Origin of the sequence: Acinetobacter brisouii CIP 110357, assembly GCF_000488275.1 — a bacterium.
Taxonomy (GTDB): domain Bacteria; phylum Pseudomonadota; class Gammaproteobacteria; order Pseudomonadales; family Moraxellaceae; genus Acinetobacter; species Acinetobacter brisouii.
On the sequence record NZ_KI530762.1, the window covers coordinates 1,693,493 to 1,714,869 of the forward strand.

General features: G+C 41.6%; 18 protein-coding genes and 1 pseudogene. 10 read left to right on the forward strand and 9 right to left on the reverse strand.

Going from position 1 to position 21,377, the window contains the following annotated elements; all coding sequences use genetic code 11:
* Window positions 1-36: 36 nt before the first annotated feature.
* Window positions 37-1,215 carry a lipid-A-disaccharide synthase gene (lpxB, locus tag P255_RS08135; protein WP_004900528.1) on the reverse strand — a complete coding sequence of 393 codons (1,179 nt, stop codon included), beginning with the start codon at window positions 1,213-1,215 and terminating at the stop codon, window positions 37-39.
* Between the two features lie 783 nt (window positions 1,216-1,998).
* On the opposite strand from lpxB, the gene hmpA reads away from it, so the two are divergent.
* The 4 genes from hmpA (at window position 1,999) to P255_RS08155 (ending at window position 6,263) form a co-directional block, all read left to right on the forward strand.
* Window positions 1,999-3,186, forward strand: a complete 1,188-nt coding sequence (hmpA, locus tag P255_RS08140; protein ID WP_407637956.1) for an NO-inducible flavohemoprotein — start codon at window positions 1,999-2,001, stop codon at window positions 3,184-3,186.
* A 400-nt stretch (window positions 3,187-3,586) separates the two neighbouring features.
* Entirely contained in the window at window positions 3,587-4,465 is an 879-nt protein-coding gene (locus tag P255_RS08145; RefSeq protein ID WP_004900522.1) for a sulfite exporter TauE/SafE family protein, read from the forward strand.
* Window positions 4,466-4,593: 128 nt separating this feature from the next.
* Window positions 4,594-5,685 carry a 3-deoxy-7-phosphoheptulonate synthase gene (locus tag P255_RS08150; protein WP_004900520.1) on the forward strand — a complete coding sequence of 364 codons (1,092 nt, stop codon included), beginning with the start codon at window positions 4,594-4,596 and terminating at the stop codon, window positions 5,683-5,685.
* Window positions 5,686-5,738: 53 nt separating this feature from the next.
* Window positions 5,739-6,263 (forward strand): protein tyrosine phosphatase family protein, encoded by a 525-nt coding sequence (locus P255_RS08155; protein ID WP_035365336.1) that lies wholly within the window; start codon window positions 5,739-5,741, stop codon window positions 6,261-6,263.
* A gap of 12 nt (window positions 6,264-6,275) precedes the next feature.
* Here the strand turns inward: P255_RS08155 and ispF are convergent, their stop codons facing one another.
* Window positions 6,276-6,764: a 2-C-methyl-D-erythritol 2,4-cyclodiphosphate synthase gene (gene ispF, locus P255_RS08160; RefSeq protein WP_004900517.1), complete on the reverse strand. Its 489-nt coding sequence runs from the start codon at window positions 6,762-6,764 to the stop codon at window positions 6,276-6,278.
* 88 nt (window positions 6,765-6,852) lie between these two features.
* On the opposite strand from ispF, the gene P255_RS08165 reads away from it, so the two are divergent.
* Window positions 6,853-7,506, forward strand: coding sequence for an A1S_1983 family putative colistin resistance protein (locus P255_RS08165; protein ID WP_004900515.1), 654 nt, complete (start codon window positions 6,853-6,855; stop codon window positions 7,504-7,506).
* A gap of 26 nt (window positions 7,507-7,532) precedes the next feature.
* Here the strand turns inward: P255_RS08165 and ispD are convergent, their stop codons facing one another.
* From ispD to P255_RS08190, 5 genes are read right to left on the reverse strand one after another with little or no spacing between them, the layout of a single operon-like run.
* Window positions 7,533-8,249, reverse strand: a complete 717-nt coding sequence (ispD, locus tag P255_RS08170) for a 2-C-methyl-D-erythritol 4-phosphate cytidylyltransferase (RefSeq protein WP_004900512.1) — start codon at window positions 8,247-8,249, stop codon at window positions 7,533-7,535.
* Window positions 8,218-8,610, reverse strand: a complete 393-nt coding sequence (ftsB, locus tag P255_RS08175; RefSeq protein WP_035365337.1) for a cell division protein FtsB — start codon at window positions 8,608-8,610, stop codon at window positions 8,218-8,220. The genes ispD and ftsB overlap by 32 nt, the downstream gene beginning before the upstream one ends.
* 11 nt (window positions 8,611-8,621) lie before the next feature.
* Window positions 8,622-9,911, reverse strand: a complete 1,290-nt coding sequence (eno, locus tag P255_RS08180; protein ID WP_004900507.1) for a phosphopyruvate hydratase — start codon at window positions 9,909-9,911, stop codon at window positions 8,622-8,624.
* A 44-nt stretch (window positions 9,912-9,955) separates the two neighbouring features.
* Window positions 9,956-10,813 (reverse strand): 3-deoxy-8-phosphooctulonate synthase, encoded by an 858-nt coding sequence (kdsA, locus tag P255_RS08185; protein WP_004900504.1) that lies wholly within the window; start codon window positions 10,811-10,813, stop codon window positions 9,956-9,958.
* 25 nt (window positions 10,814-10,838) lie between these two features.
* Window positions 10,839-12,482, reverse strand: coding sequence for a CTP synthase (locus P255_RS08190; RefSeq protein WP_004900501.1), 1,644 nt, complete (start codon window positions 12,480-12,482; stop codon window positions 10,839-10,841).
* Window positions 12,483-12,706: 224 nt separating this feature from the next.
* Here P255_RS08190 and P255_RS08195 point away from each other — a divergent pair, with 224 nt between their 5' ends.
* Window positions 12,707-13,183, forward strand: coding sequence for a hypothetical protein (locus tag P255_RS08195; RefSeq protein ID WP_004900499.1), 477 nt, complete (start codon window positions 12,707-12,709; stop codon window positions 13,181-13,183).
* Between the two features lie 57 nt (window positions 13,184-13,240).
* Here P255_RS08195 and P255_RS08200 read toward each other — a convergent pair whose 3' ends face one another.
* Entirely contained in the window at window positions 13,241-15,268 is a 2,028-nt protein-coding gene (locus tag P255_RS08200; RefSeq protein WP_004900493.1) for an NADPH-dependent 2,4-dienoyl-CoA reductase, read from the reverse strand.
* 130 nt (window positions 15,269-15,398) lie between these two features.
* On the opposite strand from P255_RS08200, the gene P255_RS08205 reads away from it, so the two are divergent.
* The 3 genes and pseudogenes from P255_RS08205 (at window position 15,399) to P255_RS08215 (ending at window position 17,596) form a co-directional block, all read left to right on the forward strand.
* Window positions 15,399-15,938, forward strand: coding sequence for a PadR family transcriptional regulator (locus tag P255_RS08205; RefSeq protein ID WP_004900492.1), 540 nt, complete (start codon window positions 15,399-15,401; stop codon window positions 15,936-15,938).
* Window positions 15,939-15,946: 8 nt separating this feature from the next.
* Window positions 15,947-16,876, forward strand: coding sequence for an alpha/beta fold hydrolase (locus P255_RS08210; protein WP_004900489.1), 930 nt, complete (start codon window positions 15,947-15,949; stop codon window positions 16,874-16,876).
* A 1-nt stretch (window position 16,877) separates the two neighbouring features.
* Window positions 16,878-17,596: pseudogene (locus P255_RS08215) on the forward strand (SIR2 family NAD-dependent protein deacylase).
* A gap of 258 nt (window positions 17,597-17,854) precedes the next feature.
* Here the strand turns inward: P255_RS08215 and aspA are convergent.
* Entirely contained in the window at window positions 17,855-19,300 is a 1,446-nt protein-coding gene (gene aspA, locus P255_RS08220) for an aspartate ammonia-lyase (RefSeq protein WP_004900481.1), read from the reverse strand.
* Between the two features lie 581 nt (window positions 19,301-19,881).
* Here aspA and putP point away from each other — a divergent pair.
* Window positions 19,882-21,375, forward strand: coding sequence for a sodium/proline symporter PutP (gene putP / locus P255_RS08225; protein ID WP_004900476.1), 1,494 nt, complete (start codon window positions 19,882-19,884; stop codon window positions 21,373-21,375).
* Window positions 21,376-21,377: the final 2 nt, after the last annotated feature.

Here is a 21,377-nt window from a genome sequence, read left to right on the forward strand (position 1 = left end):
TCATAAAAAAGGCAGGAATTTCCTGCCTTTTTTATTTTAACGCACTGCCAATAATTGCAAAATCGCATGCACAGGATCTTCGGTATCCCCTGAAATCAGTTGCTTATGCATACTTAAATGCTGCATGGCTTGTATTTGCGCCACTTCAACATTCATCAATTTTTCAATTTCAGTTGCCAAGATTTCAGGGTTTGCCTGATCCTGCACCAATTCCTGAATGACTTTTTTTCCTGCAATAATATTGGGCAAAGAAAAATACGGAATCTTGATCATGAATTTCATGATGCGATACGTTAACCAATGTAGCTTGTAAAATGTCACCATTGGGCGGTGCAATAACATCGCTTCAAGTGTGGCCGTCCCCGAAGCCAAAGCGACAATATTGCTGGCATCCATGACCAAACGCCCAATTTTTGATTCAGTATGCTGATTGTCGAGGATATGAATTTTTGTTCGAACACTTTCAGGATAACTTGCCAAAATTTTCTGAATTTGCTCAAAACGCTGGGCATTAATTGCAGGAACAAGATATTCATATTCAGGATATTTGGCTTGTAAAATTTGTGCTGCACCAAAAACTAAAGGCGCAAGTCGCTCTACTTCTCCACGGCGACTCCCTGGCAACAACGCAATATATTTGGCTTGTTCAGGAAGATTAAGCGCTTGTCGAGCTTGCTGAATCGGGTTACTGAGTGGTAACTGTTTCGCTAGCGGATGCCCAACAAAAATCGCAGGAACCTGATACTTTTGATAAAAGGCTTTTTCGAATGGAAACAAGCACATGACCAAATCGATATTTTGCTTAATACCAAATACACGCTTTTGTCGCCATGCCCATACAGAAGGACTGACATATTGCACAGTTTTAATTGGAAGCTGTTTTTGTTTTAGGCGCTTAGACAAACGTAAATTAAAATCTGGGGCATCAATTCCAATAAAAATATCAACAGGATTGTTTTGCCAACGTTCAACCAAACCATCACGTACAGCAAATAATTGCTTCAGTTCTTTTAAGACTTCAACCAACCCCATGACAGCAAGAGTATCCATCGGATAAAAACTCTGAAAGCCTTCAGCAATCATTTGTGGACCGCCAATACCCTCAAATTCGACGTCAACACCCTGCTCTTTGAAACAACGCATCAGTTCAGCCCCAAGCGTATCTCCTGAAACCTCACCGACGACAATGCCGATTCTCAATTTACGTTTTTGCAAGAATGTTTTCCTTTTGGGTGTGTCATCGACAATATTATAAAAGATTTCTAGACGTTACTTCATGCTTGGTTTGAATATAAAACACTTGTTCTCTTCTCATATATTTCTGCAAATCACTTTCAATCATCATTATGCTGAAAAATTACACTCAAACATACAACGGTAAATTTAATCTGAAAATACCAAAACAGCATTCACCCACATCATGACCTACTAACATAAAACTTCAATATTTTAACCACTCATACGAGACCACGATTGCAAAAATCTAAGATCGATGCGAACGTCAAATGGACAGCGTCGAGATGAAATCCCCCCGATCATCCGCTTCAGCAGGATGCTTATGCCCTGCTGAGCTTGGTGGCAAATCATGAGTTCAATGACCTGCCAACTTGCAAATAAATCACAATAATGTAGCAGGAAAAAATATCTGACAGACCTATCTCAAGCGCAAGGTTACTCAGATATGCCTACCAATTATAGTGTCCTGTCAAATTCAAATACTGACCATTTTAGTCTGATTTTATAAGGTTTTTAAAACCAATCAAAATGATTGGTTTTTCAATTATTTTTTATTAAAAAACAAAATCTTATAAAAAATTTAATTTTTTATTTTCTGTAATGCTTGACGGAAAATCAATATAAGATGTATTTTAAATACATCTTATAAAAAACGTGCGAGTATTCGTTATGTTAAGCCAACATCAAATTGACCTCATTAAATCAACTGTTCCAGTTTTGCGTGAAAACGGGGTTGCGCTTACAGATTATTTTTATAACCGTATGCTAACCAACAATCCACAGTTAAAAGAAACTTTTAACATGGGTCATCAACGCAGCGGCGCGCAAGCAAAAGCACTTGCGGGGGCGGTATTGGCATATGCTGAAAACATCGAAGATCCTAGCGTACTTGCACCTGTTGTTGAACTGATTTGCCACAAACATGTCAGTCTGAATATTCAAGCACCTGAGTATGACATTGTCGGTGAAAACCTGTTGCACTCGATTAGTGAAGTGCTCAGTATTCCAATGGATCACGAACTGATTGAGGCATGGGGTCTAGCATACGGACAACTTGCAGATTTGTTTATTGCAACTGAACAGAAAATTTATCAAGAACATCAACAAACTAAAGGTAGCTGGTTAGGCTGGCGTGATTTTGTTATCTCTAAAAAAGTCAAAGAAAGTGATGAAATTACCTCGTTCTATTTGGTTCCAAAAGATGGCGGTGCATTACCTGAATATAAAGCAGGTCAATATGTAACTGTGCGTGTACTTGTTCCTGAACTAGGTATTAAACAACCACGTCAATACAGCTTGTCAGACTGCGCTTCAGGCAACTATTTCCGTATTTCAGTAAAACGTGAAAATGCCAAAGTTGAAGGACAAGATCCTGGTTATGTTTCTTCAACTTTACACCAGCACTTAAACGTCAATGACGTTGTCGAACTTTCTGCACCAACAGGTAACTTCTTCTTGGTTAACCCTGAAAAAACCAATGTGTTAATTAGTGCAGGTGTTGGCTTGACACCAATGGTTGCCATGTTGAACCAGTTGTTAACAGAAAATACTGATCCAAGTGCAAAAATATCATTCTGGCAAAAAATCAAAGCACAGTTTAGTCCGACAGAAGCTAAACCATCTGTTCATTTCATTCATGCAACACGTGGTTCACGAGTACATGCCATGAAAAATGCCATTCAAGGATTGGCAGAGCAGCATGATAATTTAAATGTCTTTGTTGCTTATGAGCATCCTGAGCAACAAGATGTGTTGGGACAAGACTACCATGCGAAAGGTCGTCTAGATTTATCGACACTAGATCGTAAATGGTTACCTGAAAATGCTGATTATTATTTATGTGGCCCAATGCCATTTATGCAAATTCAAAATAAAGCCTTGCTAGCTCTCGGTATTCCACAAGAAAATATCCACAGTGAAGCCTTTGGTACAGGTGGCGTTGCCCTATAACTTACCTGCTACCATAAAAACCAAAAGCCATTTCTATCTAGAGATGGCTTTTTTTATTGATCTTTTCAGCGCAAATGTCTTCATTTTTAGACACACGACACCCCTCTCGACTGTAATACGAAGGCTTCTGGCTTTTAAAAATATTTAAAACTCTCGAAAAGTGGCACAATGATTTTGAATGAAGTTTTTCAATTGATCATCCTCCCTTTAATTTTTTAAAGTAGTGAATTGATTTTTATTGGTATTTTTAAATACCTAAATCAAAAATTCATTAAAAATCATTATTTTATAATCAAAAAATTATTTATTCTTTTTTTGAATAAGCAAATCATTTTTTATGAGTACGTTTTTTCATAAAAAATCCTAATATATGCATAAATTTATATAATGGCACATGATCATGGTTGATGCGGTTCAGTTTATTTTAGCAGGCATGCTGGTGGGTTTTTGTGTAGGGATCACAGGTGTTGGTGGTGGTTCACTCATGACTCCAATGCTGATCAGTTTATTTAAAATCGAACCACATATCGCAATTGGTACTGACTTGATCTATGCCTCCATTTCTAAATTTTGTGGTTCAATCGTTCATGCCAAAAAATTCAACGTCGTTTGGCCAATTGTTTCATGGTTGGCTTTAGGCAGTATTCCAGCGTCATTTGCTACGCACTGGGTACTAGAACACTATTTAAGCCATTCCTCTGAATATAAAGCAGTCTTGACCATGGTCTTGGGCTTTATGTTGACCTTGACTGGTATTTCCATTATTTTCCGTTCAAAAATCGAGAAACTCTTTAACCGTTTCCGTAAAAAAGAACCTCAGTCCACAGAATTAATTTTGACAGGCAAGCGCCGCATTTATGTGGTTCTTATGGGAATTGTACTGGGTGTATTCGTGACCTTATCATCGGTTGGTGCGGGTGCATTTGGTGTTATGGCGCTGATTCTGCTTTTCCCAAATCTACCTATGATTCGGATTATCGGCTCTGATGTTGCACATGCGGTATTACTGACTTTCGTTGCGGGGATTGCTCACATGAGTTCTGGCAACGTGGACTTTCATTTACTCGGCTGGTTACTGATTGGTTCTATTCCTGCAATTATTTTTGGTACGCTCATCAGCTCAAAATTGCCTGAAAAAATGATTCGTAAAATTTTAGGGATTACCCTGTTATTGCTCGGGATTAACTTTATTTTGCATCCTGTCAAAGAAAAGCCGAAACCAAAAGCTGAAACTGCAATGCTCGTTCAGCCTGTAAACAGTTCCCAACAACATGCTTAATGCTGTCGGGCATTAGACTAATAGACGTTTTTAATCCAAAGATTTAGCGCTACGATCATCTTTTGTTTCTGAAAGCATGCTATAGTCAGACTCATCCAGATGATCCTATTTTTTAACCAGTGAAGGCAATGAATAGTTTACAGTCCCATTCTATTACGTCAGCCGATATTGATGACATCAATATCCAAAGCATCCAACCGCTTGTTACTCCAGCACAATTAAAAGAAGAACTTCCCCTTTCAGAGAAGGCTTATCAAACTGTGCTTAACGGACGTGAAACGATTCGCAAGATTTTGGATGGTGAAGATAAACGCTTATTTGTCGTGATTGGACCATGCTCAATTCACGATCCTAAAGCCGCACACGAATATGCTGAACGTCTTAAAGCACTTAGTGAAAAAGTTAAAGACACTCTTTATTTGGTTATGCGTGTTTATTTTGAAAAACCGCGTACAACAATTGGCTGGAAAGGCCTGATCAATGACCCGGATATGAATGATTCATTCAATATTGAAAAAGGTCTGCGCATTGGTCGTAAACTATTGCTTGAACTCAATGAAGTGGGTTTACCTTGTGCAACTGAAGCGCTCGATCCAAACTCACCACAATATTTACATGATTTAATTTCATGGTCAGCGATTGGCGCGCGTACTACAGAAAGCCAAACTCACCGTGAAATGTCTTCAGGTCTATCTTCACCTGTTGGCTTTAAAAATGGTACAGATGGTGGTTTAACCGTCGCAACCAATGCCATGCAAGCCGTTAAACACGGACACAGCTTCCTCGGTTTAAATGAAGATGGTCAGGTTTCTGTGATTCGCACCAATGGTAACCCATACGCACACGTGGTATTGCGTGGTGGTAACGGCAAGCCAAACTACGATGCAACCTCTGTTGCAGAAGCAGAACAGGCTTTGGCAAAAGCAAAAGTCAGCAACAAGATCATGATTGATGCCAGCCATGCCAATTCTAACAAAGACCCGTACTTACAGCCACTTGTTCTCAAAAATGTTACTGAGCAAATCATCAATGGTAACAAGTCAATTGTGGGCTTGATGGTGGAAAGTCACCTTAAAGGTGGACGCCAAGATATTCCAGAAAATCTTTGTGAACTTGAATATGGCAAATCAGTTACTGATGGCTGTATTGACTGGGAGACCACGGAAAAAACGTTGCTTGAAATGCACGATGCATTGAAAGACGTCTTACCAAACCGCTAGTTATTTGACAATACGCCATCAGCAAGATGGCGTTTTTTATGAATGATCATCGTATGAACAGTTTAGAACGCGCGCTTAGCCAGACCACTAATTTTCAGTATATTCATGAACGCCTACTCAGTTCTGGGCAACCGACCGTTGAACAACTCAAACTGATTAAAGCGTATGGAATCAATACTGTTATTAATTTGGCTTTAAGCGATGCCAGCAATGCACTTGAACATGAAGATAAGATTTGCCTTGAATTAGGGCTAAACTATATTCACCTACCGATTGACTGGGAACTTCCCGACTCGGAACAGGCTCTGTTTGTGCTTGATACTTTAAATTTTCTCCTTAAACAACAAAGTATCTGGATTCACTGCTCGAAAAATTATCGTGTTAGTGCCTTAATGTATTTATATCGTCAGTATTATATGAATGTCGATATTGAACAGGCACAGCAATCGATGCATCAAATCTGGGAACCAAATGATACCTGGACAGGTTTGATTCACAATGTTGCCTTACAGCTGCAAGGGCGCAAAGCAACGCTTGAACTTCAACAAGCCCTCATGGGAACAAAAGCATTCTCGTGAATGCCCTATAGATCAGCTTGCTGCCACTAACAATACGGTGGCAGTCGCCAAAATCCCTTCCTGACGCCCTGTAAAGCCCAATTTTTCAGTTGTTGTGGCTTTAATGCTAATTTGTGATACATCTACATCAAGCACATCTGCCACACTTTGACGCATATCCAGATTATATTTCGCCAATTTTGGACGTTCGCACGCAACGGTCATATCTGCATTACCCAACACATAACCACGATCCAAAATCAGTTGATAAACATGCTGCAATAACTTGCGGCTATCTGCACCCTTAAACTCGGGATCTGTATCTGGAAAATGCTGCCCAATATCACCGAGCGCCAATGCACCGAGTAACGCATCACAGAGTGCATGCAACACTACATCGCCATCTGAATGTGCTTTTAACCCTTGAGTATGTGGAATCTGAATTCCTGCCAAAGTGACAAACTCACCGTCTTCAAAAGCATGAACATCCATACCTTGACCAATTCGAATTTTTGTAACCACGCTAAACATCCTTTATCAAGACTTGTGTTTGTTATCGCTGATTCGCTATAGTTAGCGCTAGCATCATCTCGTCAAAGTATAAGCGATCATGTCGTTGAATTTTAATCTTTATACCAATAAAGCATTTGGCTGTATGGTTTTGCTCAGCGTATTAGCATGCTCTTCGAGCTATGCCTATCAGCCCTTATGTAGCAATCAATCACATCCAAACTACTGTAAAACACAATATAAAACTCAAGTTGACCAGATCAATAAGCTGTACTTTACCTCAAATCTGGTCACCAATGCGCCATTACGCTTATTACAAGATACTCAACATATGTGGCATTCCCGTTTAAAACAGTGCAAAAGCAAAAACTGTTTTGAACAGCAATTTAATCTACGCGCCGAAGACTTAAATGCCTATAGCGCTTTAAACCAAAGTCTCACTCAGCATTTTATCAAATATCATCATGGGAAAATTTCCCAGCCACAGACCTATTTGCAGATTCATCAACTTGATCAGAATAAAATGAAAATTGAAGGCTGGATGTATCGAAATCCCAATGCCAGCCTCGATAAGCTCAGTTTTGCTTTTCTGGCGTATTTAAACAATACAGACAAAACAAAAGTCACCAACAATGAAACCACCTGTCAGTATCAATTTAATTATCAGAAAACCTTATTAGTGGTGACCAGTACCAATCATGTGGCAAAACAGAATTGCCAACGCTTTACTGGCATTTATCGCCTTTATGATTAATGTGCAGATAGAGGAAAAATATTTGTCTATTTTTGTTGAGCCGTTAATATAAGCTCAGCCAAGTGCAGATCTTCAGGGTAAGTAATTTTAATATTGTCAGAACGCCCTTGCACCACAATAACAGGCTGCCCAGCAAATTCAAGCGCACTAGCTTCATCAGTAATATTCATTTCTGCTGCCAATGCCTGCTCTATAGCTGCTTTTAATACAGAAAACCGAGCAATCTGTGGTGTCTGTGCCTGCCAAAGTGCATCACGACTCACGGTGGTTTCAATCTGCTGCTGATTGGCAACACGCTTTAAGGTATCACGTACAGGAGTCGCTAAAATAGCACTACAAGCCTGCTGCTGCGCTTGTTCAACCAAATCCTGTAAAGACTCTAGTGTAATACACGGACGCGCTGCATCATGTACCAACACATAGTCATCATCGGCTGCAAAAGCTTGCAAATACTGCAAAGCGTTCAGCACAGAATCAACACGTTCGCGCCCACCTTCACAAAAATGTACGCGTTCAGGACAAGCAAGTGGTAACTGTTTGGCAAATTGATCTTGTGAGTTAATCGCAAGCACATAACCTGCTAAAGGAAGTTTATTCAACCGTGCCACACTATGTTCCAACACGGTCTGATCTAAAATTTTTTGATATTGTTTTAATTCGGTGGGTGAAAATCTGCGGCCTGAGCCCGCAGCGGGAATAATAGCCCAAAGTTTAGTGCATGTCTGGGCTGTCTTCATCTTCATTGGTACCTAAATCTTTCTGCTTATTTGGGTCAACATACGTCGATTGATACTGTGTGCTAATCGTGCTCATTTGTACAAAGGTTTCATGTGGTTTAATTAACCCCAAGTCCAAACGCGCATGTTCTTCTATGGCTTCTGCACCATTTTTCAAATCGTAAACCTCTGCACCCAAGATACGGTTACGTTCTTTGAGTTCTTGGTTCACTTCAGTCTGTTGCTGGATTTGTTGCATGAGTTTTTTATGATCATAATAACCATCCTCACCAAACCAGAACATATATTGACACCCTGCGACCAAAACGATCGCAAGGCACAATATGATACGACTTGAAAAAGAGTTAAAGGTCTCTTTCCAAAACATCAACATAAAGCTTAGTTCAAACCTTTAAATTCAGCTTTACCGCGATAAATCGCTTGAGTCAATTCTTCAATACGAAGTAATTGGTTGTATTTTGACACACGGTCAGAACGGCAAAGTGAACCAGTTTTGATTTGACCTGCAGCAGTACCTACAGCCAAGTCAGCAATAGTTGAATCTTCTGTTTCACCTGAACGATGTGAAATAACAGTGCTGTAACCATTTGCTTTTGCAAGGTAAATTGCATCTAGGGTTTCAGTCAAAGTACCAATCTGGTTGTACTTGATCAAAATTGAGTTTGCAACGTGCTGGTCAATACCACGTTGTAAAATCTTCGGATTGGTTACGAACAAGTCATCACCAACCAACTGGATTTTGTCACCCAAGATTGAAGTCAAGTAAGCCCAACCTTCCCAGTCCGACTCATCCAAGCCATCTTCAATTGAGATAATTGGGTACTGTTTAGCCAAACCAGCAAGGTAGTCAGCAAACTGATTGCTTGTAAATGCTTTGTTACCTTCACCTGCAAGGATGTACTGACCATCTTTGTAGAATTCTGAAGATGCACAGTCAAGTGCCAACATGATGTCAGAACCTGCTTTATAACCAGTTTGTTCAATTGCTTGAAGAATCACAGTAATCGCTTCTTCGTTTGAACGAAGGTTTGGTGCAAAACCACCTTCATCACCTACAGCAGTGTTCAAGCCTTGCTTTTTCAATACAGATTTCAACGCATGGAAGATTTCTGCACCAGCACGCAAGCTTTCAGCAAATGATGTAAAACCTACAGGCTCAATCATAAATTCTTGAATATCAACCGTATTATCTGCATGTGCACCACCATTTAAGATGTTCATCATTGGCACTGGCATAGACAAAGTGGTTTGACCACGTAAGTTTGCGATATATTGGAACAATGGAAGTTTTTGTTCAGTTGCTGCTGCACGTGCTGCTGCTAGAGATACAGCCAATGTTGCATTTGCACCCAATTTTGCTTTGTTTTCAGTGCCATCAAGCGCAATCATTTGTTCATCAAGTGATTTTTGCTCAAATGTACTTTGGCCAACAAGCAAATTGCGAATATCGTTATTCACATTTTGTACTGCGGTACGCACACCTTTACCTAAGTAACGTGATTTATCACCATCACGAAGTTCAAGTGCTTCACGAGAACCTGTTGAAGCGCCTGATGGTGCGCATGCACGACCAACAACCCCAGAGTCTAAAATAACATCCGCTTCGATGGTTGGGTTACCACGAGAGTCCAAAATTTCGCGCGCACGGATGTCAACGATTTGGCTCATGAACAATTCCTCTGTTAATTAATAATCTAATGCTATTTTTGGCATTAGTGTGTGTCTAATTTTTCAAATCCTTTCACCAACGTATCCAGTTCCTTGAGCTGAGCCAAGAACGGTTCTAGTTGGGACAAACGCAACGCACATGGGCCGTCACATTTTGCTTCATCTGGATTTGGATGAGCTTCTAAAAATAAACCTGCTAGCCCTGTTGCCATACCTGCACGTGCAAGTGTGGTAATTTGAGCACGGCGACCACCTGCTGAGTCTGCTCGCCCACCTGGTGTCTGTAATGCGTGAGTCACATCAAAGAACACAGGAACATTCATGGCCTTCATGGTGTCAAAGCCAAGCATGTCAACTACAAGGTTGTTATAACCAAATGCAGAACCACGTTCACACAGAATCAATTTGTCATTGCCCGCTTCCAGACATTTATTCAAGATATGACGCATTTCATGTGGCGCTAAAAACTGTGCTTTTTTAATGTTAATAATGGCATTGGTTTTTGCCATTGCTTCAACAAGGTCAGTTTGACGGCTTAAAAAAGCAGGAAGCTGAATAATATCTGCAACTTCAGCCGCAGGTGCAGCCTGATACGGCTCATGCACATCGGTAATGATTGGCACATTAAACTGTTTCTTAATGTCAGCCAGCCATTCCAGACCTTTTTCCAAACCAGGACCACGAAACGAATACAAACTCGAACGATTGGCTTTATCAAAACTGGCTTTAAAGACATACGGAATGTCTAAACGCTTACAAATATCGATATACGTTTCTGCAATCTCAAATGCAAGATCTTTAGACTCTAGTACATTCATGCCGCCGAATAGTACAAATGGCAAATGATTTGCCATTTGTATATCGCCTAAACGTACAATCTCTTGTGGTTTTAATTGTGACATTTAAACTTTCCAAAACTGGAGTAATTTAGTTTTTGCTTTTTTGATACTGTTTTTTCGCGGCATCAATAAAGCTGGCAAATAACGGGTGTCCATCACGTGGCGAGCTGGTAAATTCTGGATGGAACTGCACCGCAATAAACCAAGGATGAGCAGGAATCTCTACCGTTTCAACCAAATGCTGTGCTGTTGAATAACCAGAAATTTTCATTCCCGCCGCTTCAAGCGGTGCAATGAAACGGTCATTCATTTCATAACGGTGACGGTGACGCTCAGTAATCTCGGCTTTACCATACACTTCACGTGTTTTGGTTCCAGCAACCAATTCAGATTTTTGCGCACCTAAACGCATTGTGCCGCCCAAATCAGACTCAACACTACGTTGTTGCAGTTCGCCGCGCTCATCTAACCATTCGGTAATTAAACCAATCAATGGATATTTTGTAGAGCGATTGAATTCGGTTGAAGTTGCTTCTGGTAATCCTGCAACGTGACGTGCATATTCGATCACAGCAAGCTGCATACCCAAGCAAATTCCCAAGAATGGAATTTGGTTTTCACGAGCATACTGAATCGCTTTCATTTTGCCTTCAGTACCACGTTCACCAAAACCACCAGGAACCAAAATTGCATCAGCATCTTTCAGTTCAGCAGCAACATCTTTCGATTCAAGTGCTTCTGCATCAACATAATCGATTTGCACTTTCACGCGGTTTTGAATGCCTGCATGCAGCAATGCTTCATTGACAGACTTATAAGCATCTGGCAGTTCAACATATTTACCCACCATCGCGACACGTACAGTGTACTCTGGGTTAAACAATGCTTCACACACCTGATCCCAATCGGTCAAATCTGCTTCTGGCAAATCGTTGTAACCAAAACGTTCACAGATCAAATCGTCAACATTTTGCTCATAGAAATTACGCGGAATCTGATAAATGGTTTTTGCGTCTTTACAAACGACAACTGCACGTGCTTCCACATTGGTAAATAGTGCAATTTTGCGTTTGGTGTCTGCATCAACATCATGTTCGGTACGACAGATCAAAATATCTGGCTGAATACCAATTGAAAGCAATTCTTTTACAGAATGCTGAGTTGGCTTGGTTTTTAATTCAGCCGCAGATTTGATGTATGGCAATAACGTCAGATGCATAAGCATGCTGCGTTTGTGTCCAAGTTCAACCAACAACTGGCGAACAGACTCCATAAATGGAAGTGACTCGATATCCCCAACTGTACCACCGATTTCAACGATAGCTACATCATAGCCTTCGCCTGCGCGAAGTACACGTTCTTTAATATTGTCCGTAATATGTGGGATAACCTGTACCGTACCACCAAGATAATCACCACGACGTTCTTTGTTAAGGACGTCTTGATACACTCGGCCACTGGTAAAGTTATTGAGTTTGGTCATTTTCGCACGACGTAAGAAACGTTCGTAATAACCCAAGTCTAAGTCTGTTTCGGCCCCATCTTCAGTTACGAAGACTTCACCGTGTTGGAAAGGACTCATTGTCCCTGGATCGACATTAATGTATGGATCCATTTTAACCATGGTTACTTTTAAACCACGAGCTTCTAAAAGTGCAGCAACTGAAGCAGCTGAAATACCTTTACCTAGTGATGATACAACACCACCAGTAACGAAAATAAAATGGGTCATTCGGTTTCTCGTACAATCAAGCCTAAATCGGCATGCAATGCTGGGCAATTTTACTTTACTCTGGCCCTATAAAGCAAAGTCATTCCACAGGTATTCACATAACAAATTACAATTGTCTATTTTACCATCAAATTCGATGCAATATGGTGACATATCTGTACATTTGCAATCGATTTTTTATTGCTATAATGTCGTATCTTTATTTAAGTCAATTTTGTTACGTGATGAATAAGAAATTTATTATCTGTGGTGCAATCGCAGTAGGTTTACTCCTTGCGGCATGTTCGTCTAAAAAAGAAGAAGCACATCCTGATGAACAGCAGGCTCAATCCGAGCAAGCGAATAATCCTGCTTCAGAGCAATTCCATTCAATTAATGAAAACAGCAATACGCCTGCTTCAGATGTTGCACCACCTGCACCGCCAGCCAAAAAAGTTGTGAAAATTCAGCGTGAAGAAACTGAAAATACATCAACAGAAATTCGCAGTGAAGTGAAAGATGCTGATACAGCGGCGCCAGCAACAAATAGCTCAACCAGTTCAACAACTGGCGCTACGACAGGTTCAAGCAATAACTACAGCACAAGCAACAGCCAAGTTGTGACTGAGAAAAAACCAGAATCCAGCAAAAAAGCGCGTTTGAGCGAAGATGATGCTGTTGCCGCTGCAATTGCTGCAGCCAAACCTGCTCTCAGTAACTAATTCATCTGAATCATAAAAAAACCAGCAAGAATGCTGGTTTTTTTATTACAGGGCCATTTAAATTGTGGCAGCTAATTCTGCCCCTTGTCGAATCGCACGTTTAGCATCGAGTTCACCCGCTTCTTTTGCCCCGCCAATCAAATGTACAGATTGACCTTGTGCAAGCAATTCATCATACATTGCAGTATAGGATTCCTGCCCTGCACAAATCACGACATGGTCAACTTCCAGTAATTTATGCTGTTCATTCACAATAATATGTAAACCCTGATCATCAATTTTTTCATAGCTGACCCCAGACAACATATGCACATTACGGTGCTTTAAGCCCATACGGTGAATCCAACCCGTGGTTTTACCCAACTGCGCACCAACCACACTGTTTTTTCGCTGCAATAAAAATACTTCTCGGGCAGCCGATTCGGGACGGGCTGCTTTTAGCCCTCCTGTATGTTCATAGGCTGGGTCAATCCCCCATTCATCATAAAATTTTTCTGGCACAATACTGGCGCTGGTTCCTGACTGGGTTAGAAATTCTGCAGTGTCAAAACCGATACCGCCAGCCCCAATAATGGCTACACGCTGCCCTACAGGTTGCCGCTGTTTTAATACCTGCAAGTAATTCAGCACCTTCGGATGATCAATTCCGTCAATTTCTAATTGTCTTGGCGTTACACCTGTCGCCACCACAACCTCATCATAATTTGACTGTAACAGTGTTTCACTGCTCACCCGATGGCTCAGATTGACATTAATCTGTGTGGCATATAACTCAATTTGACGTTGAAAGTAGCGCAGTGTTTCATAAAATTCTTCTTTGCCAGGAATGGTTTTAGCAATATTAAACTGCCCGCCAATTTTATCTTCGGCATCAAAAAGATCAATCTGGTGTCCACGCTGTGCTGCATAGATGGCAAAACTTAAGCCCGCTGGCCCTGCGCCAATCACGGCGATCCGTTTTTTTTGAGTAGCTTCTTTAAAAATCAGTTCAGTTTCATAGCACGCACGCGGATTGACCAAACAAGATGCTATTTTCATGGAAAAAATCTGGTCTAGACATGCCTGATTGCAGGCAATACAGGTATTGATTTCATCTGAACGACCTTCACTGGCTTTCAATACAAACTCAGGGTCAGCGAGCATCGGGCGCGCCATAGACACCATATCGGCATGTCCAGAAGCCAACACATGTTCTGCCATTTCAGGAGTATTGATACGGTTGGATGTAATCAGTGGAATATTCACCTGACCTTTGAGCTTTTGCGTTACCCAAGTAAATGCAGCACGCGGCACTTTGGTGGCAATAGTAGGAATTCGTGCTTCATGCCAGCCAATGCCTGTATTTAGAATAGTTGCACCTGCCTGCTCAATTTTTTTCGCAAGGTCAATCACTTCAGCGAGGTTCGAACCGCCTTCGACCAGATCCAGCATCGACAACCGATAAATAATAATAAACTGCTCGCCAACCGCCTCACGGGTACGGCGCACAATCTCTATCGCAAGGCGAATACGGTTTTCATAAGTGCCGCCCCATTCATCATCGCGGTGATTGGTGCGCGCTGCGATGAATTCGTTGATGAGATAGCCTTCCGAACCCATGATTTCCACACCATCATAACCCGCATATTGCGCAAGCTCGGCACAATGTACAAAGTCTGTAATGGTCTGCTCAATTTCATCCACACTTAATGCATGTGGTTTTACAGGATTGATCGGGGCTTGTATGGGTGAAGGTGCGACAATATTGGGCTGATAAGAATAACGCCCCGTATGTAAAATCTGCATGGCAATTTTGCCGCCTGCTTCATGCACCGCTTGGGTAATTTGCCGATGTTTCTCGGCTTCTTCGTGCGTGTCGAGCTTTGAGCCACCTAAAAAAGTCACGCCTGCAGCATTGGGAGCGATACCACCTGTCACAATCAGCCCCACACCACCACGGGCACGCTCAGCATAAAAGGCAGCCATACGGGCGTAGCCTTGCGGTGCTTCTTCTAATCCCACGTGCATTGAACCCATCAATACACGGTTTTTTAATGTAGTAAAACCCAAATCCAAAGGGGCAAGTAAATGAGGATAAGTCGACATTTCGAACTCCTGCGAGCATCATGCTGGCGTTATTATGCAATTTGTTGCATTTAGTTATAGTCAAGTTTCTTTTTCAATGCAACTTGTTGCATAATCTATTCAGTCATTTTTTGTTTATCTTGTCACGATTATGTCACTTGCCCATGTTTTATTGACCAGTTTATTAGAAAAACCAAGCACAGGTTTTGAGTTGGCACGACGCTTTGATCGCTCTATGGGCTATTTCTGGAGTGCTACTCATCAACAGATTTATCGGGAACTGGGGCACATGCTCAGCAAAGGCTGGCTTTCAACCTTGGAAGATGAAGCGCAACCTTCCAGAAAAAAGATTTATCAGGTCGAGCAACTTGGGCGAATGGAACTGGCAGAATGGTTAAGCAAGCAAAGCCCTCCTGCCCAGCTCCGTGAAGATTTGATGGTGCGTCTGCGTGCAGAAGCACAGCTTGGGGGAAATTTGGTGCTGCCAGAATTGCAACGTCATTTACAGCTACATCAAGATACGTTGCAAACTTACCAAATAATTTATCAGAAAGATTTTGCAGATGAGCAGCCTTTACAACGTACCCTCTATATTCACAAAATGATTCTGGAATTGGGCATACAACTTGAGCTGGAATGGATTAAATGGTTACAACAACTTATTCCAGTCTTAGAAACATTACAAGATTAAGGTGAACTATGCCGTTTTATGTCATGCGCGACCAGCAAACGCTATTTGTACGCGAGTTTGGACAGGGGCAACAACCCGTTTTAGTGCTTTCAGGTTTGGGCATGAAAAGCTGGCAATGGCTACCTTTTTTGTATCCGCAGCGTAAAAACTTTCGGTTTATTATTCCTGACTGGCGTGGCTTTGGGCATTCTCGACACTGTGAAATTCCTCAAGGCCTAGATGCCATTTCCAGTCACTGGCAAGATTTAAGTGACGTGATTCAGCACAAGCGCCTTGAAAAATTTATCGTGATTGCATACTCGATGGGGGCAACTACTGCCATGCATGGTATGGCATACGGTGGATTGCAGCAACATATCCAAGCTTATTTACATATTGACCAAAGCCCTAAAATTGCCGTTGATGCCACATGGTCATACGGACTATTTTCCGAACAACAACAACAATTTAAACAGCATTTGCAACAGTTATCGCAGTTACTGCAAACCTATCAGCCACATCGTTATATTCATGAACTGTCGAGCCATGAACGCTTTCATCTGATTGATGTCTGGCATGAGTTACTGGAATTTCAGAACAGCAATGATCTGTTTCCCCTGCTTTTTAAAGCTGCCCAGCGACATCATGTATTGCAGCAAATTGTTTTACCGATGCAACGCCTTGACTATTTGGCGTGGTATGCCAATACCTATTTGCAGCACGATCACGACTATCGGCATGCTTTACGGCAACTGAGCTGTCCAAGCACATTTTTTATGGGCGTACAGTCCAAACTATACCCAATTGAAGGACAGCGCCTGATTGCTGAAAATATGCAGCAAGCTCACTGCGTCGAATTTGCCAATTCAGGACATACGCCCCTGATTTCTGAACCGAAAAAATTTGTACAGGCATTAGGGCAGTTTTTACAGCGACATCATTCATCTTCAGGAAAATAACATGCAAAAACTGGTGGTGTTTTCAGGCGCAGGCATGAGTGCTGAAAGCGGTATTCATACTTTCCGCGACAGTAACGGGCTTTGGGAAAACCATGCGATTGAAGATGTTGCCACACCTGAAGCATGGGCACGACAGCCTGAACTGGTACAGCGCTTTTATAATGAACGGCGCAAACAGATTTTGGCGGCACAGCCTAACCCCGCGCATCAACTGATTGCACGCCTGCAAGACTATTTTGATGTCAGCGTAATTACTCAAAATATTGATGATTTGCATGAACGAGCAGGTAACCTCAAGGTGACGCATTTACATGGCAATATTCGATTTGCCAAAAGTTCTGCGCCCAATCAAACAGCATATCCTGAAAAATATTATCCACAATAGAGGGCTGGGAACTTTGCCTAGACCGAGATTTTGCAGAGGATGGTTCACCACTGCGTCCGCATGTGGTGTGGTTCGGTGAAACCGTGCCTGAATATACCGTTGCCCAGCAAATTGTGAGGCAAGCCGATATTTTTATTGTGATTGGTTCAACTTTAGTGGTTTACCCTGTGGCAGGTCTGGTTCATGAGATTCCAGAACATTGTCAGGCATTTTATATTGACCCTAAAGCCAATCATGCTGCTGTCCCAACACAATATACTTTACTCAATAACACCGCGACTCGAGGCATGATGCAATTATTTACGCAGCTGATTGCTTCTTCATCCGAGATTTAAGTGATTCAACAGCCCTACGGTCGTAAAATTGCTGTGCACGAATACGGCGTACAGTACAGTACAGTACAGTACAACTTACAACATAATCAAAATGCAAATAAAAACGACCACTTTGCCCTGATCATATTCGGTCACAAAAACAGCATTCATGCGTGCTTTGCATGAGCTGCCAAATAAAATTGGCAGTACTGAGACCACCCCTAAGTATCCCAAATAGAAAAAGCCATCCGAAGATGGCTCACATTTTTTCAATTCAACTTAACTGGCTTGTATAAACTCTTCATCAGGTACAACCACAATTTCCGAGACTAAGTTTTCAAACTTAAAGATTTCATCTAACTGTTCTTGGGTCAATAAGCCACGTTCAAGCACCACTTCGGGAATCGTCTTGTTTTCAGCAATGCATTGTTTACCAATTTCATCACATAAACCATGCCCCAAAATCGGATCAAGCAAGGTCACAATTCCGACGCTGCGCATAACCGAATCACGACAAACTTGTTCATTGGCTCGAATACCCTGAATACATTTTTCATCCAGTGTCCGTACTGCTTGGGTTAACAGTGAAATTGATTCCTGAATAGAATAAGCAATCACAGGCTCCATAGCATTGAGCTGTAACTGCCCTGCTTCTGCAGCAAAGGTAATGGTTAAATCATTCCCAATCACTTTAAATGCAATCTGATTGACCACTTCAGGAATTACAGGATTAATTTTGGCAGGCATAATCGATGAGCCAGCCTGCATTTCTGGAAGCTGAATTTCAGCAAAGCCAGCACGTGGTCCAGAACTCAGTAAGCGTAGATCATTGCAAATTTTGCTGAGCTTAACCGCCAGGCGTTTCAGTGTGCTCGACAACAAAATAAAGACACCACAATCACTGGTCGCTTCGACATAATCTTCACTGGTTTTGACTTTTAAACCAGTCACCTGTTGCAAATATCGAGTGACCCGTTTGGCATGCCCCGATGCGGTATTAATCCCTGTACCAATCGCGGTTGCACCTAAATTAATTTCCAGCAACAACTCACGCGTGGTCTTAATCAGTCGTACATCTTCTTTTAATAACGTCGCAAATGCATGAAATTCTTGCCCCAAAGTCATCGGCACTGCATCTTGTAATTGGGTACGCCCCATTTTCAAGACCGTTTTAAACTCGAGTGCTTTATTTTCCAGAGAAGCGATCAAGTGCTGCATCTGCTCAAAAAGTGGATCGAGCATGCTGTAAGTTGCCAAGCGTAGCGCGGTCGGATAAACGTCATTGGTCGACTGCGATTTGTTGACATGATCATTAGGATTCAAAATATCGTATTGGCCTTTACGATACCCCAGCATTTCCAGTGCAATATTGGCAATCACTTCATTCATGTTCATATTGATTGAAGTGCCAGCCCCACCCTGATACACATCCAGCGGGAACTCTTTATGCCAGTGTTCAGGGTTTTGAATGATCAGGTCACATGCGCCTTGTATCGCACGGCTGATTTGCTCGCTGATTTTTCCTACTTCTAAATTGGCTTGAGCCGAGGCTTTTTTCACTTGTGCCAACGCACATAAAAAATAAGGCTGCTGCCCGATATTCAATGATGAAATCTTGAAATTTTCCAGTGCGCGCATGGTATGAATACCATAGTAACAATGGTTAGGTACTTCTTTGATTCCTAATAAATCTTTTTCTAATCGATTGGCTTGAACGCGATCCATGTTAAACCCTTAAACAAAATAATGCACTTCAACTGTGCAAAATCAAGCTTAATCAAAATTGTTCAATATCGCGTTAGCCAAACTGCTATTTCTTGGTATTTTTTATCTCAGGAATGTCACTTTTAGCCAATTAATCACTATACGATCTTATTTTTTAATCAGATAAACTATCAGGCAAGATCATGGAACAACCTGATAGTTATCAAAATTTAATCAATTTAGACTCAATTCGTCATAAAATATTTGAACTTTATGCTTTTCACTTTGTACCAATAAGTCAAATTCATCTAAACTACGGCATCTTGCTTTGAACTTGATTACACCGTAATCCGAAGAGTTGATGTTTTATGGCGATACACTTGCTCATAGAACACTCCCCAACTCGCGATATCAATAGCAAATCTGACCGCTTTTTATTCATTTTGATGAATCTTTAGTCTCTACTGTTTCATCATTATTTTTAAATTTCCCTCTAAAAAGCCTCCGATTATAGTGAATTATTTGGTAATTATTTTGTCATTACAGAGTTCATTCACATGTTGGTTCACAACACTCGAACCGTTTTTTAGACAGGATGATCTATGAACTACACGAATCCGACCGTTATTACCTTTGTTTTATATATTGTCGCTATGGTTTGTATTGGCTTGTATGCTTACCGTGCGACACGCGACTTTTCCGACTATATCCTCGGAGGTCGTAGTTTAGGCAGTTTTGTGACTGCCTTATCTGCAGGTGCATCCGATATGAGTGGCTGGTTACTCATGGGATTGCCTGGCGCAATTTATGCAGCAGGTCTATCTGAAGCATGGATTGCGATTGGTTTAACCATTGGCGCTTGGCTCAACTGGCAGTTTGTCGCAGGTCGCTTACGCGTACATACTGAAATCCAAAATAATGCCCTGACCTTGCCTGATTATTTTACCAACCGCTTCAATGATACAAAACGTGTACTGCGTATTGTCTCTGCACTCACCATTTTGATCTTTTTCTCTATTTACTGTGCTTCAGGCATGGTGGCTGGTGCGCGTTTATTTGAAACGATTTTCCATATGGACTACAGCACTGCGCTTTGGGTGAGTGCGCTTGCAACGATTAGCTACGTATGTATTGGTGGTTTCTTAGCAATTAGCTGGACAGATACGTTCCAGGCAGCGATGATGCTGTTTGCATTATTTTTGACGCCTGTATTTACTTATCTGGCGATTGGTGATGGTCAAGTACAGTTCTCCCAACTCATTGAGACTGCTCGTCCACATGCTTACGACATGTTTTCCAATTTGTCTAAAATTGCCATTCTTTCATCAATGGCATGGGGCTTAGGCTATTTTGGACAACCCCATATTTTAGTCCGCTTCATGGCTGCGGACTCAGTGAAATCAATCCCCGCTGCGCGCCGTATTGGCATGTCATGGATGATTTTATGCCTTTCTGGTGCAGTCGGTGCTGGCTTCTTTGGAATTGCATTTTTCCAAGCCCATCCTGATTTGTCTGGCAAAGTCAGTAGCAACTCTGAACTGGTATTTATGCAATTAACCCAAATTCTGTTTAACCCTTGGGTTGCTGGGATTGTCATGGCGGGGATTTTATCTGCGGTCATGAGTACGCTAAGTTGCCAGCTTTTGGTCTGTTCAACCACACTCACCGAAGACTTTTATAAAGCATTTATTCGTAAAAATGCTTCACAAAAAGAACTGGTTTGGGTTGGTCGTTTAATGGTGCTTGCCATCGCCGTCTTTGCGATTGTGTTAGCAAGCAACCCTGACAGTAAAGTTTTAGGCTTAGTTGCTTACGCTTGGGCAGGTTTCGGGGCTGCATTTGGCCCATTAATTATTTTGTCGTTGCTGTGGAAACGCATGACATTAAGTGGTGCTGTGGCGGGAATGGTGGTCGGCGCTGTGACAGTGATTCTCTGGAAAAACGTATTTGCCTCAACAGGCTTATATGAAATTGTTCCAGGCTTCATTTTAGCAACGCTCGCCATTATTGTGGTCAGTTTAATCAGCAAAGCACCGACACGTGATATGCTTGAACGCTTTGAACAAGCTGATGAAATTTATCATCGCGAACATTAATT

Excerpts from the sequence above, each read along its gene's own strand:
- hmpA (WP_407637956.1), top strand. The coding sequence starts at position 1,999 with ATGCTAACCAACAATCCACAGTTAAAAGAAACTTTTAACATGGGTCAT.
- P255_RS08145 (WP_004900522.1), top strand. The coding sequence starts at position 3,587 with ATGGTTGATGCGGTTCAGTTTATTTTAGCAGGCATGCTGGTGGGTTTT.
- P255_RS08150 (WP_004900520.1), top strand. The coding sequence starts at position 4,594 with ATGAATAGTTTACAGTCCCATTCTATTACGTCAGCCGATATTGATGAC.
- P255_RS08155 (WP_035365336.1), top strand. The coding sequence starts at position 5,739 with ATGAACAGTTTAGAACGCGCGCTTAGCCAGACCACTAATTTTCAGTAT.
- P255_RS08165 (WP_004900515.1), top strand. The coding sequence starts at position 6,853 with ATGTCGTTGAATTTTAATCTTTATACCAATAAAGCATTTGGCTGTATG.
- ispD (WP_004900512.1), bottom strand. The coding sequence starts at position 8,249 with ATGAAGATGAAGACAGCCCAGACATGCACTAAACTTTGGGCTATTATT.
- ftsB (WP_035365337.1), bottom strand. The coding sequence starts at position 8,610 with ATGTTTTGGAAAGAGACCTTTAACTCTTTTTCAAGTCGTATCATATTG.
- eno (WP_004900507.1), bottom strand. The coding sequence starts at position 9,911 with ATGAGCCAAATCGTTGACATCCGTGCGCGCGAAATTTTGGACTCTCGT.
- kdsA (WP_004900504.1), bottom strand. The coding sequence starts at position 10,813 with ATGTCACAATTAAAACCACAAGAGATTGTACGTTTAGGCGATATACAA.
- P255_RS08190 (WP_004900501.1), bottom strand. The coding sequence starts at position 12,482 with ATGACCCATTTTATTTTCGTTACTGGTGGTGTTGTATCATCACTAGGT.
- P255_RS08195 (WP_004900499.1), top strand. The coding sequence starts at position 12,707 with ATGAATAAGAAATTTATTATCTGTGGTGCAATCGCAGTAGGTTTACTC.
- P255_RS08200 (WP_004900493.1), bottom strand. The coding sequence starts at position 15,268 with ATGTCGACTTATCCTCATTTACTTGCCCCTTTGGATTTGGGTTTTACT.
- P255_RS08205 (WP_004900492.1), top strand. The coding sequence starts at position 15,399 with ATGTCACTTGCCCATGTTTTATTGACCAGTTTATTAGAAAAACCAAGC.
- P255_RS08210 (WP_004900489.1), top strand. The coding sequence starts at position 15,947 with ATGCCGTTTTATGTCATGCGCGACCAGCAAACGCTATTTGTACGCGAG.
- aspA (WP_004900481.1), bottom strand. The coding sequence starts at position 19,300 with ATGGATCGCGTTCAAGCCAATCGATTAGAAAAAGATTTATTAGGAATC.
- putP (WP_004900476.1), top strand. The coding sequence starts at position 19,882 with ATGAACTACACGAATCCGACCGTTATTACCTTTGTTTTATATATTGTC.